This is a genomic window from Steroidobacter agaridevorans, from assembly GCF_009932555.1.
Taxonomy (GTDB): Bacteria; Pseudomonadota; Gammaproteobacteria; order Steroidobacterales; family Steroidobacteraceae; genus Steroidobacter; species Steroidobacter agaridevorans.
In genome coordinates this window covers 180,014-193,337 of the sequence record NZ_BLJO01000008.1, presented here as the reverse complement: position 1 = coordinate 193,337, position 13,324 = coordinate 180,014, and the positions used below count along the sequence as shown (strand labels likewise).

General features: G+C 63.1%; 12 protein-coding genes. 5 read left to right on the top strand and 7 right to left on the bottom strand.

Annotation, left to right across the window (positions count from 1 at the left end):
- Nucleotide 1: 1 nt before the first annotated feature.
- The 3 genes from GYH35_RS26640 to GYH35_RS26630 all read right to left on the bottom strand — a co-directional run bounded on the left by GYH35_RS26640 (nt 2) and on the right by GYH35_RS26630 (nt 4,356).
- Complete coding sequence (locus GYH35_RS26640; RefSeq protein WP_161829987.1) at nt 2–2,725, bottom strand: TonB-dependent receptor; 2,724 nt, start codon at nt 2,723–2,725, stop codon at nt 2–4.
- Nucleotides 2,726–2,830: 105 nt separating this feature from the next.
- Complete coding sequence (locus GYH35_RS26635) at nt 2,831–3,877, bottom strand: FecR family protein (RefSeq protein WP_161829986.1); 1,047 nt, start codon at nt 3,875–3,877, stop codon at nt 2,831–2,833.
- Complete coding sequence (locus GYH35_RS26630; protein ID WP_129642453.1) at nt 3,874–4,356, bottom strand: RNA polymerase sigma factor; 483 nt, start codon at nt 4,354–4,356, stop codon at nt 3,874–3,876. The genes GYH35_RS26635 and GYH35_RS26630 overlap by 4 nt, the downstream gene beginning before the upstream one ends.
- Nucleotides 4,357–4,593: 237 nt before the next feature.
- On the opposite strand from GYH35_RS26630, the gene GYH35_RS26625 reads away from it, so the two are divergent.
- The 3 genes from GYH35_RS26625 to GYH35_RS26615 all read left to right on the top strand — a co-directional run bounded on the left by GYH35_RS26625 (nt 4,594) and on the right by GYH35_RS26615 (nt 8,017).
- The gene (locus GYH35_RS26625; protein ID WP_202624736.1) at nt 4,594–6,708 is read left to right on the top strand and encodes a S9 family peptidase; all 2,115 of its coding nucleotides are present in this window, start codon (nt 4,594–4,596) and stop codon (nt 6,706–6,708) included.
- A gap of 117 nt (nt 6,709–6,825) precedes the next feature.
- Nucleotides 6,826–7,758 (top strand): aldo/keto reductase, encoded by a 933-nt coding sequence (locus GYH35_RS26620; protein ID WP_161813254.1) that lies wholly within the window; start codon nt 6,826–6,828, stop codon nt 7,756–7,758.
- A 25-nt stretch (nt 7,759–7,783) separates the two neighbouring features.
- A complete protein-coding gene (locus GYH35_RS26615; RefSeq protein WP_161813556.1) occupies nt 7,784–8,017 on the top strand; it encodes a helix-turn-helix domain-containing transcriptional regulator in 234 nt (77 codons plus the stop codon).
- A 21-nt stretch (nt 8,018–8,038) separates the two neighbouring features.
- Here the strand turns inward: GYH35_RS26615 and GYH35_RS26610 are convergent, their stop codons facing one another.
- The 3 genes from GYH35_RS26610 to GYH35_RS26600 form a co-directional block, all read right to left on the bottom strand.
- Nucleotides 8,039–8,680: a hypothetical protein gene (locus tag GYH35_RS26610; protein ID WP_161813253.1), complete on the bottom strand. Its 642-nt coding sequence runs from the start codon at nt 8,678–8,680 to the stop codon at nt 8,039–8,041.
- 105 nt (nt 8,681–8,785) lie between these two features.
- The gene (locus GYH35_RS26605; RefSeq protein WP_161829985.1) at nt 8,786–10,033 is read right to left on the bottom strand and encodes a type II toxin-antitoxin system HipA family toxin; all 1,248 of its coding nucleotides are present in this window, start codon (nt 10,031–10,033) and stop codon (nt 8,786–8,788) included.
- Nucleotides 10,030–10,413: a helix-turn-helix domain-containing protein gene (locus GYH35_RS26600; RefSeq protein ID WP_161813251.1), complete on the bottom strand. Its 384-nt coding sequence runs from the start codon at nt 10,411–10,413 to the stop codon at nt 10,030–10,032. Before GYH35_RS26600 ends, GYH35_RS26605 begins: the two co-directional genes overlap by 4 nt.
- Before the next feature lie 132 nt (nt 10,414–10,545).
- On the opposite strand from GYH35_RS26600, the gene GYH35_RS26595 reads away from it, so the two are divergent.
- Entirely contained in the window at nt 10,546–11,439 is an 894-nt protein-coding gene (locus GYH35_RS26595) for a rhomboid family intramembrane serine protease (protein WP_161813250.1), read from the top strand.
- Between the two features lie 3 nt (nt 11,440–11,442).
- On the opposite strand, the gene GYH35_RS26590 is transcribed toward GYH35_RS26595, so the two are convergent.
- Nucleotides 11,443–12,531, bottom strand: coding sequence for an energy transducer TonB (locus GYH35_RS26590; RefSeq protein WP_161813249.1), 1,089 nt, complete (start codon nt 12,529–12,531; stop codon nt 11,443–11,445).
- 147 nt (nt 12,532–12,678) lie between these two features.
- Here GYH35_RS26590 and GYH35_RS26585 point away from each other — a divergent pair, with 147 nt between their 5' ends.
- Nucleotides 12,679–13,314 carry a hypothetical protein gene (locus GYH35_RS26585; protein ID WP_161829984.1) on the top strand — a complete coding sequence of 212 codons (636 nt, stop codon included), beginning with the start codon at nt 12,679–12,681 and terminating at the stop codon, nt 13,312–13,314.
- Nucleotides 13,315–13,324: the final 10 nt, after the last annotated feature.

The window sequence follows — 13,324 nt, the reverse complement described above, 5'->3', positions numbered from 1 at the left end:
GTTACCACGTCTTGGTGAACTCCAGCGAGATGAACCGGCCCAGCGCACTCGCGTTGGCAGGATCGAAGCCCAGGTCGAAACTCGGCGCGCCCGGAGCGGACAGAACCTGCGTGCCCGGCGGATCCTCATCCAACAGGTTCAGCACGCTGGCGCCCACCGTCACTCCCGACAGGAAACCGCTGCTCGACCCCGTCGGGAAGGAATAGGCCACGCGCGCATCGACCGTCGTATAGGCGTCGACCGACACCGGGGTGGTGATCAATCGATTGTCCGTATATGAATCGGTGTAGTTCACGAACGTATTCGCGCTCCAGCCGCCGCGCTGCCAGCTGGCCATCGCGCGCATGCGCAAATTCGGCGCATTGCCGAATGTATCGTCCGTTTCGAATGGCGCGCTGGTAGTGGTGATCTGCTGCTCGATCTGCAGCACGTAGGTCGCGTCGATGCCGAGGGCGACATTGGACGAGCCGACGGCGAAATCGTAGCGCGTGGAGAAGTCCACGCCGTTGGTTTCCACCAGGCTCAGGTTGCGTCGCCTGGTGTCCACGATGACCTCGATCGACGCCGGGTCGAAATTCGGATCGAAGGTGAAGTCGATCGGGCTGAGCGGGATGAAGCCCAGCTGGCCGCGCTGCGCGATGGCGATGAACTGATTGACCTGATCGACCGTCGGATTGCGAATGAACAGGCTGCCGAAGGAGGCCGGATCGCCGAGCAATACCGTAGGCAACGGCGGATTGGTGATCCGGTTGCGATACTTGATCTGGTAGTAGTTGAGATTCACGGCCAGCCCCTTGATCGCTTCCGGAGTGAACTCCAGGCCGAACGAGGAACTGGTCGACTCCTGCGCTTGCAAGGCATCCACGTCGATGCCGACAACCTGCAGCTGGTAACTGAAGCCGAACGGCGACAGCGGGTCCTGCGCCAGAATTGCCGCGGCGGAATTGGTGCCGAAGGTGTTTTCGACCAGATTCGGCGCCTTGTACGAGGTGCCGTACCTCGCGCGCAGGCGCAACCCGCCGACCGGCTCCCACATCAAGCCGTACTGCGGGTCGAAGGAAGAACCGAAGGTCGAATAGTCGTCGTAGCGTCCAGCCAGCGACACTTCCAGGGCGTTCACCCCGGCCACCGCATTGGGACTGCCGACCAGCGGGATGTAAAGTTCGGCGAACGCCGAACTGACATCCTGATCCGTGTCGGTGCTGTTGGTGACGATGCCACCTGCGACCGTGGTGAGGTCCTCATAAGTCTCCGAACGATAGTCGGCGCCGATGGCCATACGCAGGTTGCCGCCTGGCAAGCCGAGCACCGTACCGTCCGCCTTGATTCTGGCCGCCTCGCTCTCGAACTTCGAATCGAACGAACTCACTGCCACGGCGCCCCCTCCCCGTACCACTTCGAGTTCGTTGCTGCCATACGAGCCGGACACTTCGAGCTGCCAGTCCCCACCCAGCCCGAAGTTCATCCCCAGCGTCGCGTTGAGCTGGGGATTGTCCACGTCGTTGGGCGTTTCGTTGAACAGGGGCGAAACGCGCCCTGCCCGATTGAAACTATCGCGCTGCGAGAAGAGCACGTCGGCAAATGCGCTGATCGATCCGGAGAGCTGCTGCTCACCGGTGAACACGGCCGAGTAATTCTCGTCTTCCGGCAACAGCCCTGGAGCGACGACATTGGCGGGAATGTAGTCACGATCGCTCGCGAGCAACTCGTCCCGCTTGTAATACTCCAGGGACAGCAGGACGTTGCCCGAATCCCAGGAGTTGCCCAGCGCCTGACTCACACGGTACTCATCGGTGCCGTCGGCGGCGCCGGCGCGCAGCCGGGTTTCCGCGCCTTCGAAGTCTTCTCTGAGAATGAAGTTCACGACGCCGCCCACCGCGTCGGAACCGTAGATCGCCGAAGCACCGTCGGTCAGGATCTCGACCCGCTCGATCGCGGTCAACGGCAGCGAAGAGATATCGGCGGCAGCGGATCTGAAGCCGGGCGCCAATCGACGGCCGTTCAACAACACCAGCGTGGTGCCTTCGCCGATGCCGCGAAGGTTGATGGACGAACCCTGTTCCGAGACGCTGCTGACTTGCCCCGTACCGTTCGCCTGCAGCCCGCTCTGATTCGCGAGCGCAAAGTTCTGCGGCAGCGATTCGATCAGCTTGGTCGTGGTGCTGAAGCCAGTGGAATTGATGTACTCCCTGGACAGCACGATCACAGGCGCCGTGCTGTTCTCGATGCCGCGGATGTTGGTGCCGGTGACGATGATCTCTTCGATATCGAGCAGCGGCTTGCCGTCGACAATACGCGTCCGCGGACCGGCGCCCTCGCCGGTTTGTGCCTGAGCCAGGCGAATGCGTCCATCGGCGCCATAGCTGGCGCTGGTGGTTATCGAAGGATCCGTGCTCGCCAGCTGAATCGTGACGGTCTTGTCGTCGAGATGGCGATAAGTCAGGCCGGTGCCTTCCAGCACTTGTTTCAATGCCTGCTCGGTCGTGGCCTTCATCTTCAGCGGCGGCGCCGACTGGTCGTTGACCAGCTTCCTGTCGAAAATGATGTTGCTGTCAGTCTGAGCGGCGATCTCCCGCAACGATTTCGCCAACGGCTGCTCGGGAAGATCCCATTCAGTCATTGCTTGAGCGTTGCCTGCGGTAGCGAGAATGGCCAGCACACTCCCTGTCAGCGTCGCGGCGCGGGGCGCGTGGCGAGCGCTGCTATGAAACATCCTATTGTTCATGCTCAAAGTGATCTCCTAACCGATGAATCCCCAATCCCCAGGTCCTGAGCAAACGTCAGGATTTTTGACACATCGTTAGTTCGACGTTGCAGCCGATGGAAATCCTCACTGAACGGGTTTGCCAGACAGAATTATTTCATCGCCGCGCGCGGTGACTGTCAGACCATAAGCTTGTGCGACAGCGTTGGCGAAGTGCGTGGAGTCGCCCGCCTGGAATAAACCATTGATGGGAATCGCGGCGGCCTCCGGATCGGTCACGATCAGTTTGGTTTCGTTATATCTGTTCATTTCGGCGACGGCAGTTTGCAGCGGCGTGTCATCCAATATGACCTGGCCGCGGCGCCATGCCGTCGTCTTGTCGATGGAAGGGGTATCGAGCTTGGTTGCCGCACCGCCGCTGAACGTGAGCCGTTGGCCGGCCGCAAGCTTGAACTGGCCGCCGCCAGCTTCGGCAGTCGTCGCAGGTGTTTGCTCGATCGCGCCAGGCGCATCGATCGTTGGCTGGACCTGCTCGGGCAGTGACGGCAGCACCGGCGTCACCAGCACGCTGCCTTCCACCAGCGTCACCGCGAGCCGCTCGGCATCCTTGCGCACGACGAATGAAGTGCCGAGCGCCTTCACCTGCCGATCGCCCGCGACCACGATGAAAGGCCAGTCGCTGCGCTTGGCCACGTTGAACAACGCTTCGCCCCGACGCAGCTCGACCCGACGCGCCGTGTCGTCGTATTTCACGACGATGCGCGTGTCCGTATTTAAAAATACGCGAGTGCCGTCCTCGAGTACCAACTGGCGCTGCTCCCCGACCGCAGTGGCGACGACACCCACGTATTGAAACCAAACGATTCCGACGACGGCCAGCGTCAGCATGCAGGCGAACGCGACCAGTAATGCTCCACCCCGACGCGGCCGATGCTCGACGTGAGTCAGCGGGCGAAAGGGCACGACGCTGCGCAGCTTCTCCGATTCTTCCCAGACTTCGGTGGCCAGTTCGAACGCGCGCGCATTCTCAGGATGCGCGTGCAGCCAGCGGCGCAGGCCATCTTCGACGGCGCGGCCCCGAGCGTCACCGTGCAGCTTCGCGATCCACACGCTGGCTTCGGCGAGTCGCTCCGGCGGCACAGGCTCGCTGGTTGATGCTTCCGTAGGGCTCATTCCCGTTGTCGTTCGATGGCGAGAATCGTGACGGCGCTCGCAACATGCTTCTCCACGGCGCTGACGCTGATCCGCAAGCGGCGCGCGATCTCAGCGTGACTGAAGCCGTAGAGACGATGCATGAAGAAAACTTCCCGTGTCCTGGGATTGGCGCGATCGAGCGCATCCCGCATCCTCATCAGACGTTGCTCAGCGGCAAAAACCTCATCCGGGGTGGGCTCGAGATCGGGCAGCTCGAGATCTTCGATGGGATCGGCCTCGTAACAGTCGAGCCGGGCGTGCCGATGTTGATCGACCGACAGATTGATCGCGGTCCGGGTCAGGAAGGCTTCCTGGTTCTGGACCTGGCCGCCCTGGCGGGTATACGCGTGCAGCCTCAGCACCGCTTCCTGCACCAGGTCTTCCGCCTGTTCCGGCGTGGCGCCCCGCCGGCGCAATAATTTCTTCAGGCCACGCAGCTGCCTCAAGAGCACATCCATATGAAGCCTCGTCTTTGAGCAACCAATGTCGCTACCGGCATCCCTGCTGGTTCCCGCTGAACCGTGAAACGCGCGGCATATTGCTCGATTCGACCGGCGCGTGACAACGGAGTCTTTCCGAGCCTGGTTACTGCCGGAATAAACAAATGCCCGCGCACCTGCAGCATCGATTCGGTAATAATCGGCAGCTGAAACTACCGCACGGTATGTGCCCGAACCGATAAGGAGCTGCTGCTAGTGAGTACTTGCTTCGTAGCACGAGCGATTGCATTGACAGTGATTGGCCTGGCGAGCACCTCGCTGCAAGCCGCCGAGCGCCGGGCGATCACACACGAAGATGTGTGGCTGTCGCCGCGAGTCGGCGCTCCGGCTGTCAGCCCCGACGGCAAGCTGGCAGTGTTCAGCGTGACCGAGCCGGCGTATGCCAACGATCAACAGGTGAGCGACCTATGGCTGATGGCCACGGACGGCAAGAGCCCGCCGCGCCGGCTGACACAAACGCGCGCAACGGAATCAGGCATGACGTGGAGCTCGGACAGCAAACGCGTTGCCTTCGCTTCGAAGCGCGATGGCGACGAAGTCAATCAAATTTATATCCTGGACATCGCAGGCGGCGGCGAAGCGCTGCGAGCAACCACGATCAGCACCGGCGCGCGCCTGCCGAAGTTCTCGCCGGACGGCCGCAGGATCGCATTCACCAGCGACGTGCCGCCGGAAAGCCGCAACGACGAGGACAGCAAGCGCATCGTCGCGGAAGAGAAGGCGCGCAAATATAAGGTACGCGCCTACGAGGGCTTCCCGATTCGCAATTGGGATACGTGGCTGCCGGAGAATCGCGAGCCGCACGCCATCGTGCAAACGATCGGCGCAAACGACGCGCGCGATCTGTTCGCCGGCAGCGAAATGATCAAGCAGCCGGGCTTCGATGGCCGCAGCACGCAAGGCGCGAGCGAGCTGGATTTGCTGTGGACGCCCGATGGAGAAGGCCTGATCTTCGCCGCCTCCCGCAACGCCAACCGCGGCGCTTTCGATTTCACCAACACCGAGCTGTGGCAAGTCGCGGTCAGCGGCGGCGAGCCGAAACGGCTGACGGGCAGCGATGAACTGAAGGGCGGCGATGGCTGGAGCGAACCCGAGTTCAGTCCTGACGGCCGCACTCTTTATGCACTTCGAGAAGTGCGTGGCAAGACGGTATTCGGCCCGACGCATCTGTCGTCCTTCGATTGGCCGTCACTGAACCCCCGCACCGATGTCACATTGCCGGCCGAGCGTGACGCGCTGAACTTCGTGGTCGCGCCCAACAGCCGCGACATTTATCTGCTCGCCGAAGACGCGGGACATTCGAAGATCTATCGCGGCAAGAGCAGCGGCGGCGAAGCGGCGCTCGCGTTCGACATGAAGGCCGGCGGATATGGCAATCTCGTGGGCGCGGATCGCTCCGGCTCACCGGTGTTGATTGCGAATTTCGACAGCGCCGTCAGCCCATCGGAAGTCGTGCGCATCGATCTGCAACGTGGCAATCATCAGGCACTGACGCGCTTCACTGCGGACAAGATGGCGCAGCTCGATCTGGCGCCCGTCGAACATTTCTGGTTCGACAGCAAGCGCGGCGCGCGCATCCACAACATGATCGTCCGCCCGCCCGGTTTCGATCCCGCGAAGAAATATCCGTTGCTGGTCCTGATGCACGGCGGCCCGCACACCATGTGGCGCGATACGTTCTTCCTGCGCTGGAACTTTCACTTGCTCGCCGCGCCCGGTTACGTCGTGCTGCTCACCAACTACACCGGCTCCACCGGTTTCGGCGCCGCGTTCTCGCAGGCCATTCAAGGCGATCCTCTGGAAGGCCCGGCACTCGAGATCAATCAAGCCGCGGATGAAGCGATCGCACGCTATTCATTCATCGACGGCACGCGCCAATGCGCTGGCGGCGCGAGCTACGGGGGCCACCTGGCGAACTGGATGCAGGCAAGCACCACTCGCTATCGCTGCCTGATCAGCCATGCCGGTTTGATCAATCTGGAAAGCCAGTGGGCGACCAGCGACATCGCCTATCCGCGCGAGCGGAACATGGGCGGTCCGCCGTGGCAGCAGGGCGTGGATTGGAACAAACAAAATCCCATCCGTTATGCGGCCCAGTGGAAGACGCCGGTGCTGGTGACGGTCGGCGAGCGCGATTTCCGGGTGCCGATGAACAACACGCTCGAGTATTGGAGCGTGCTGCAGCGGCAGCGGGTCGAGAGCCGCCTGCTGATCTTCCCGGAGGAGAATCACTGGATCCTGCAAGGCGAGAACAGCCGGCAGTTCTTCAACGAAGTCGACCGCTGGCTGGCGCGCTGGCTGAAGAACTGAACGACACCTAAACGCCGTCACGCGCCGACGCGTGACGGCGGCCTCCCACCGCAGCGCTGTTGCCTCGGGTGCCGCAAGCTCAGTAACGTTAGCGGTTCCACAACAGGAGAATTTGCAATGTCTACACGCCGCCAGTTCCTGAGCCAGTCCAGCGCTGCTCTTGCTGGATCGACACTCCTGGGCGCGAGCTCCTGGTCCTCGCTGGCGGCTGCGGCAAGTGAGCGCACCATGCTGAAACGAACCATTCCTTCGAGCGGCGAGAGCGTGCCGGCCATCGGCATGGGCACCTCGGGCAGTTTTGAAATCACGCAGGGCAGCCCGGAATACACTGCGCTCAAAGAAGTGCTGAAGCGCTTCTTCGACGCCGGCGCGACATTGATCGACACCGCGCCGACCTACAGCAACGCCGAGGACATCCTTGGCCCGCTGCTGGCCGACGCCAAGCTGCGGCCGAAAGCATTCATCGCGACGAAGCTGTCCGGCGTCGTCGGCCGCGACAAAGGTCTCGCGCAATTCCAGAAGACGCTCAAGTCACTGCGCACGGACAAGGTCGAGCTGCTTCAGGTCCACAATCTCGGCGACTGGAAGACCCAGCTGGCGCTGGCGCGCGAGCTGAAGGAACAGGGCAAAGTGAAGTACACCGGCATCACCCACTATCTGGACACCGCTCACGACCAGCTCGCCGATGTAGTCCAGGAAACCAAGCCGGACTTCCTGCAGATCAACTATTCGGTCACCAACCGGGGCGCCGAAGAGCGCCTGTTCCCCATGGCCAGGGACCTGGGCGTCGCGGTGCTCGCCAATCGCAACTTCAACGACGGCAAGCTGTTCAATCAGGTCCGGGACAAACAGCTGCCGGGCTGGGCCGGCGAAGTCGGCGTGACTTCCTGGGCGCAAATGTTTCTCAAGTTCTGCTTGAGCCACGAAGCCGTGACGGCCGTGATCCCCGCCACCGGCAAGCCCGATCGCCAGTCCGACAATCTCAAAGCCGGCTACGGCCCGCTGCTGTCGGCCGCGCAGAAGAAGGAACTGATTCAGCTGGTCGGCTGATATCACATGTTTGCTGCCGCGGGTGATGAATATCCCGCGGCAGCCCCACCTTAAAAGTCTCAGGTCGGATTTCCGGATGGCTCAGGCGCTCGCCAAGAAGACCGGGTTGTCGCGCGAGACGCTTTATCGAACGCTGTCCGCGGAGGGCAACCCGCGCTTGGACACACTGGACTTGCTTCTGCGAGCGTTTGGCCTGCGACTCTCTGTGCAACCCGCGCAGAAATCCCGCGCTCGCCGAAGCGCGCGAGCGCGCACCTGATACCTGCGATCGTCGCGCCTCTCAGCTCTTTGTCTTGGCGGCCGCCGCGTCGGGGTTCGCCATCGGCACCAGCGCCGAGACCGTCAGTTCCGGTGTTGAATATGACACCTGGCGTGGGATGCACTGCACGCGATCGGTCTGGATCTTCACCGAGAGCTTCGGCAGGACGTGGTCGCGCAGACCTTCCATCAGTTCGCAGTCGCCCGGCTCGAGATCGAGCTTGCGGTCGCGGGACAGCTCGACGGTTTTCCATTCGGCGGGGAATGTTTCATCGAGCTTCGCGGCCGCGACGCCCAGCCGCTTGAGCAACTCGTCGCGACTGGTTTGAGCGGGCGTTTTGGACAGATCCGCCACCGGCACAGGCGTCGCAGTCGTGATGGTGATGAAAAAGTTTCGCGACGGGCGATTGAACGTACAACCCTGCGCGGACACGCGCGTTTGCTCGTGTGCGCCGAGCGCCCGCAGGATTGCCTTGATCCGATCCTCGGCCGCATCGCAGTCATACGCGGTGGTGAAGCCGGTATAGCTGTAACGGATCTCCTGAGTCTTCCAGCCGGCCTGAACCGGCGCTGAATCCTCGGCGTGACTCGCGAGCGGCAACAGCAGACCGCCGCAGCACGCCGCGAGGAACGTGATTTTCGATGTGTGGGCCGCGTCTCGCATGGAAGCTCTCCGAAACACCCTATCTGTCATCGGGCCTGTACTGCTTGGACGAATGACGCGTCGGCATGTTCCCCCCGTCGAGGGCCCGCCGCCATGAAAAGTCGTTCATGAAGTGAATTCCTGCCGCTGCTCCAACAGGAACGGCCGGTCGATCTGTTCCGCGTACAGAGCGATGTCGCCGCGGGTCACCCCGCATTCCGCGTAATGTTTCTGCCAGTCGTTCACGACGGCGACGACTTCGCGCACCTGGCGGATCGCCGCATCTTTCTTCAGCGAGAACAGCGGCGCCATCGACAGCGCGTTGGCGAGCGTCGAATCGGCCTCGTCCTCGCCGACCCGCATCTGCTGAAAGCCCAGCGCCTGCCCGGAAGGCAGCACATCGTACGCCGGCGACAATCGATACTGCTGGGCGTCGGTCGCGATCAGGGCGTGATTCTTCTCATGATCGTCGGTGTTATCGATGAGGATGTTGAACACCATGCGGCGAAACAGCTCGTGCATGTCGCGCTCGTTCTGATCTTGCTCGACGACACCGCGCCGGCGTAGCAGCTGCGCCAGCTCGGGATAGCCGAATCGCTCGGCCGCGGCTCGCAACGCAACGCTCGCGGAGAGACAGTGCAGCCTCGCGCCTCGCTCCCGGTCGAAACGCTTGATCGCGACAGCATGCCCGTGCGTGAGCCGCACAGCCCGCGTCTGCGCGACACGAATGTTTGCATTCTGCGCGAGCAGCATGGTCGCGTGCTCGATCAAGGGCGTGTCCGCCGGCTCGCCATCCGAGAATTTGATCACCCATTGCTCGCCGGCGATATCCAGCAAAGCTTTGGGCCGCGCCCCGCCGAGCGTCACGCCGGGAGAGATCAAACGTTTTTGCGATTCCGGCACCGGCTCGTTGTCCTGCACTTTGCGGATCAGCTCGTGGATGGTGTCGGTATCGCCCAGCGCCGGCAGCGGGCCGAGCTGCCTTGGCTGATAGGCCTCCGCCGAAGTGGAGACACCGAGCGCGCCGAAACGATCGTCGCCGGCAAAGTACAAATATTCGAGCAGCGACAAGCGCGGCGGCTTGTCGAGAAAGCGAATGACGCGCTCGCCCCATCGATCCGGCCGGGCATCGTCCACCGCGCCGATCGCGATACCGGGCTCGGTGGGCAGCAACTCCTCGCCGATCAACGGCAGGTCTTCGCTGAGCGGAAAGCCTCGCTCCAACCATTCCGGCGCGTACCGCAACGACACGCCGCGCGTGGTCCTCACCAGATGCAGCTCGCCGATCAGCACTGGCTGTGCCGGCTGAGTGACCAGCCACAGATAAAGCTGGTCGGTCGGTTTGTAAGCTGCCGGCTTGCGCGCGAGACTCATGAGCGCTCCTGCTTCTTGGGCCGTGTGCCACGAGCGAGGCGGGCTTCGACCGAAGCGGCGGACCGGACGGCCCGGCGCTTCAGAGCACCGCGCACGTCGCTCTCCAATGCGCCCTTGTCCTCGGCTGGCGCCGCGACGGCAGGCAAGGCATTCACGCGCCCCATCAGCCAAAGGGCTGTCGCGTAGATGCCCACGCTCACTCCGGGATCGCCGCGCTCCATCCGGATCAAGGTGGGCACCGAAATGCCTAATCGCTTGGCCCAGGCGCGCTGGGATTCCCGGCGCCGGACCCGGGCAATCGCCAGGTTTTCGCCCAGGGTGTGCAGCGCCTGGGTGGCGGCCGGCGGCAGCGACTGCAGGGCTTGGGGGGTGCTTGGCATAACATAGAGTTTATCAATCTGGCCATTTTGGTCAACTCTATGTTAGTCCAGGCTTCTTCCACCGTGCTTGCCTTGGAATCCCGGCAGGCCGCCCCCACGCCTGCGGACCCGCCCGAAAAAACCCGACGACACATGACGCCCGAAGACGCGCCTTCCAATCTGGTCGAGGTTTTTCGCTCGCTGCGGATGCCCGATTGCGACCAGCAGACTTTGATCCTGTCGGCGGTCGGCATTCATTCCTGGACCGTCGTGCGAGGCGGCGTATTCGTGGTCGTGGTGCCCGAAGAGTCGGCCGCGCTGGCGATTCGCCACCTCACCGAAGTGGCCCAGGAAGCCAGGGCCCCCGTTCCCATCGCCAAACCGCCCAAGCTGCAGCCCCGCGCCTGGACCGGATCGATTCTCTACGTGCTGGTGATGATGGCCGTTGCCTATGCGGCGGGCATCGATGCGCTCGGATTCGATTGGCTCGAGGCAGGCGTCCTGCACGGCGCGATCCCGACGACGCACGAGTGGTGGCGCGTGATCACCGCGCTCACGCTGCACGCCGATGTTGGCCATTTGCTGAGCAACCTCGCGTTCGGCACGGTGTTCGGTTTTCTCGCGTCACGCGCATTGGGCGGCGGCGTCGCGTGGGCCGGCATTCTGATCGGCGCGATGATGGGCAACGGACTGGACGCGATCGTGATGCCGACAGAACAACGCTCGCTCGGTGCATCGACCGCAGTGTTCGCGGCGCTCGGCATATTGAGCGCATACGCATGGTCGCTGGAGACGCAGAGCAATCTGCGCTGGGCGAAGCGGCTCGGCCCCTTGATCGCCGGCGTGATCCTGCTGGGTTTTCTCGGCGCCGGTGGCGAGCGCACCGACGTCACGGCGCACGTGACTGGATTCTTCAGCGGCTGTCTGCTGGGTGTCGCGCTCGGGAAGATTCCCGAGCGCCGCTTCGATTCACCTGCCCTGCAGCTCGCGGCCGGTGCATTCACCATCGCGGCGATTGCCGCCGCGTGGTTGTTCGCAATGCGCTGAGCCTTATTCCTCGAGCTGGAAATTCAAGCGCAGCCGATAGCGCTGGTTCTTGCACTGGCTGCTCATGATCATCGCGCCCACCGCCTGCACCGCGCCTTGATCCAGACGAGGCGACAGGCTGCTCGCGATCACCTTGATATCGGTGGGGCTGGCAGCCTTGCCCGGTACGGTGAACTCCACGACCACCGGGCCCTGCTCATCCGCCTCGCGCGCCTCCGGGGGATAGAAGTCGGAAATATTCACCGGCTTCACCACTTCATATTTGCAGCCCGCTTGCGTGTCGAGCGGCGGCAGCGGCGGACGGGGCTTGCAGGACGCTTCGAAGGTCGCCGCATTGACGCCCTGGTGCGCCATGCTGGCGATGACCGCACGAACCGATTTCCTCAGCACCACGGCCTGCGCTTCGGGCTGCGCATTGCCTTTCGCATCGGCGCCTTCGTATTTGATGTAGGCCTTGCACTCCAGCTCCTGCTCGGAGCCATTGGTGACGAACACCGTGCGCCTCACGCAATGCTTCTCGCTGTCTCCGCAGTAACGCGGCGTGTCGTCGCGGATCAGCGTGTAACTCCACGCACCACCCTGCAGCTCGAACGAATAGCCATCGGCTTCTTTCACGATGTTGCTCGGCATGGGCGTGCCGCCGGGAGCCGGCCCGGGGGTTCGATTTTTCGCCGCGGCCATGTGAGAGCTGCAATCCGCGGTCTTGCCGCCGGCGCCGCCCTTGGTTTTTTGAAACGCCTCCACCTGAGCGTTGTAGCAAGCCGCCAGGCCCGCCAGCTCGTCGGTGGTCGCGTTGTGCGAGTCGACATATTCCTGGACCAGCTTCTGACGCGTGGCCTCGTCCTTGCCCACCGTCGCCTGGCTGGCGTCGCCCTTGATACAGCGCAGGTACTCGCCCATCTCCTGATCGAGCTTCACCAGCGTCTGGGCCGCCGTTTTCATCTCCGCTTCGGTCGCCGCTGCGCCGTCCGGCACGGTGATCTTGAAATTCGGCCGCGTGCAGGCCGCGTAAGCCGAGCCGAGCGGCAGGGCCGCGACCAGCCCGATTGCCGACAGCACGGCCATCTTCGAAGCAATCACTGCGAATCGCATATCCCCACATCTCGAAGCTTTCGGTGCACGGATTGTCCGCGATGCGTAGCGGCGGCGCCAGCGGCGAGACTCTGACTGAACCTTCGCGCCGGGAGCGCCTCTATTGGCTGGAGAACGGCCACTATTCAATGGATTATTGGGGACTGCGTGGCGGCGAGGGATTTTCTGCAGGATGACCGCCCGGCTCGGCCGGCGATCTTCACACTGGTCGTGGCTGCGCATCTGGCGGTATTGCTGGCCCCCTGGGACGAGCGCATCCGCGCCATCGATGGCGCCACGCGTAGCACTTTGCTGCTGATTCCACAGCGAATCGACATCCGGCCACGCCTGTCCCCCGATCCCGCCGTCGAGATCTCAGCGGTGAATGTCGACGCTCCGTCTCCGCCGAGTCTGGCCCCGATGTATTTGCCGACCGAGACGCCAACTGGATCGGCCATGGCCCCGCCCGATTGGAAACAATCCGGCGCAGAGGCCGCGGCGGACGCCGCACGAGACAACTATCGGGCCCTCGGCCCACGACCCGCGGAGCCTGGCGTGAAGCTTCCCGCTTCGCCGTTCGCTCCGCCGCCTCGTCATAAATTCGGCGAGACTGACGTGGACGAGCAGAGAAATCCCATCCTATGGCTGAGCGATCACTGCTGGCTGCGCCCAAGGAATTTCGCCGCACAGCCGGGCGACCCGTTCGCCGCCGTTCCCATGACTTTTTGCAGCTATCCGTTCGGCAGGAAAGAACCCAGAGGCGACCTCTTCGACCATCTGCGCAAGACGCCGCCCGTGCCGTAGTTCGTGTACT

Bases quoted from the DNA above. Each gene is read 5' to 3' on its own strand.
- GYH35_RS26615 (WP_161813556.1), top strand. From the start codon at position 7,784: ATGAATATCCCGCGGCAGCCCCACCTTAAAAGTCTCAGGTCGGATTTC.
- GYH35_RS26600 (WP_161813251.1), bottom strand. From the start codon at position 10,413: ATGCCAAGCACCCCCCAAGCCCTGCAGTCGCTGCCGCCGGCCGCCACC.
- GYH35_RS26610 (WP_161813253.1), bottom strand. From the start codon at position 8,680: ATGCGAGACGCGGCCCACACATCGAAAATCACGTTCCTCGCGGCGTGC.
- GYH35_RS26635 (WP_161829986.1), bottom strand. From the start codon at position 3,877: ATGAGCCCTACGGAAGCATCAACCAGCGAGCCTGTGCCGCCGGAGCGA.
- GYH35_RS26595 (WP_161813250.1), top strand. From the start codon at position 10,546: ATGACGCCCGAAGACGCGCCTTCCAATCTGGTCGAGGTTTTTCGCTCG.
- GYH35_RS26630 (WP_129642453.1), bottom strand. From the start codon at position 4,356: ATGGATGTGCTCTTGAGGCAGCTGCGTGGCCTGAAGAAATTATTGCGC.
- GYH35_RS26590 (WP_161813249.1), bottom strand. From the start codon at position 12,531: ATGCGATTCGCAGTGATTGCTTCGAAGATGGCCGTGCTGTCGGCAATC.
- GYH35_RS26620 (WP_161813254.1), top strand. From the start codon at position 6,826: ATGTCTACACGCCGCCAGTTCCTGAGCCAGTCCAGCGCTGCTCTTGCT.
- GYH35_RS26640 (WP_161829987.1), bottom strand. From the start codon at position 2,725: ATGAACAATAGGATGTTTCATAGCAGCGCTCGCCACGCGCCCCGCGCC.
- GYH35_RS26605 (WP_161829985.1), bottom strand. From the start codon at position 10,033: ATGAGTCTCGCGCGCAAGCCGGCAGCTTACAAACCGACCGACCAGCTT.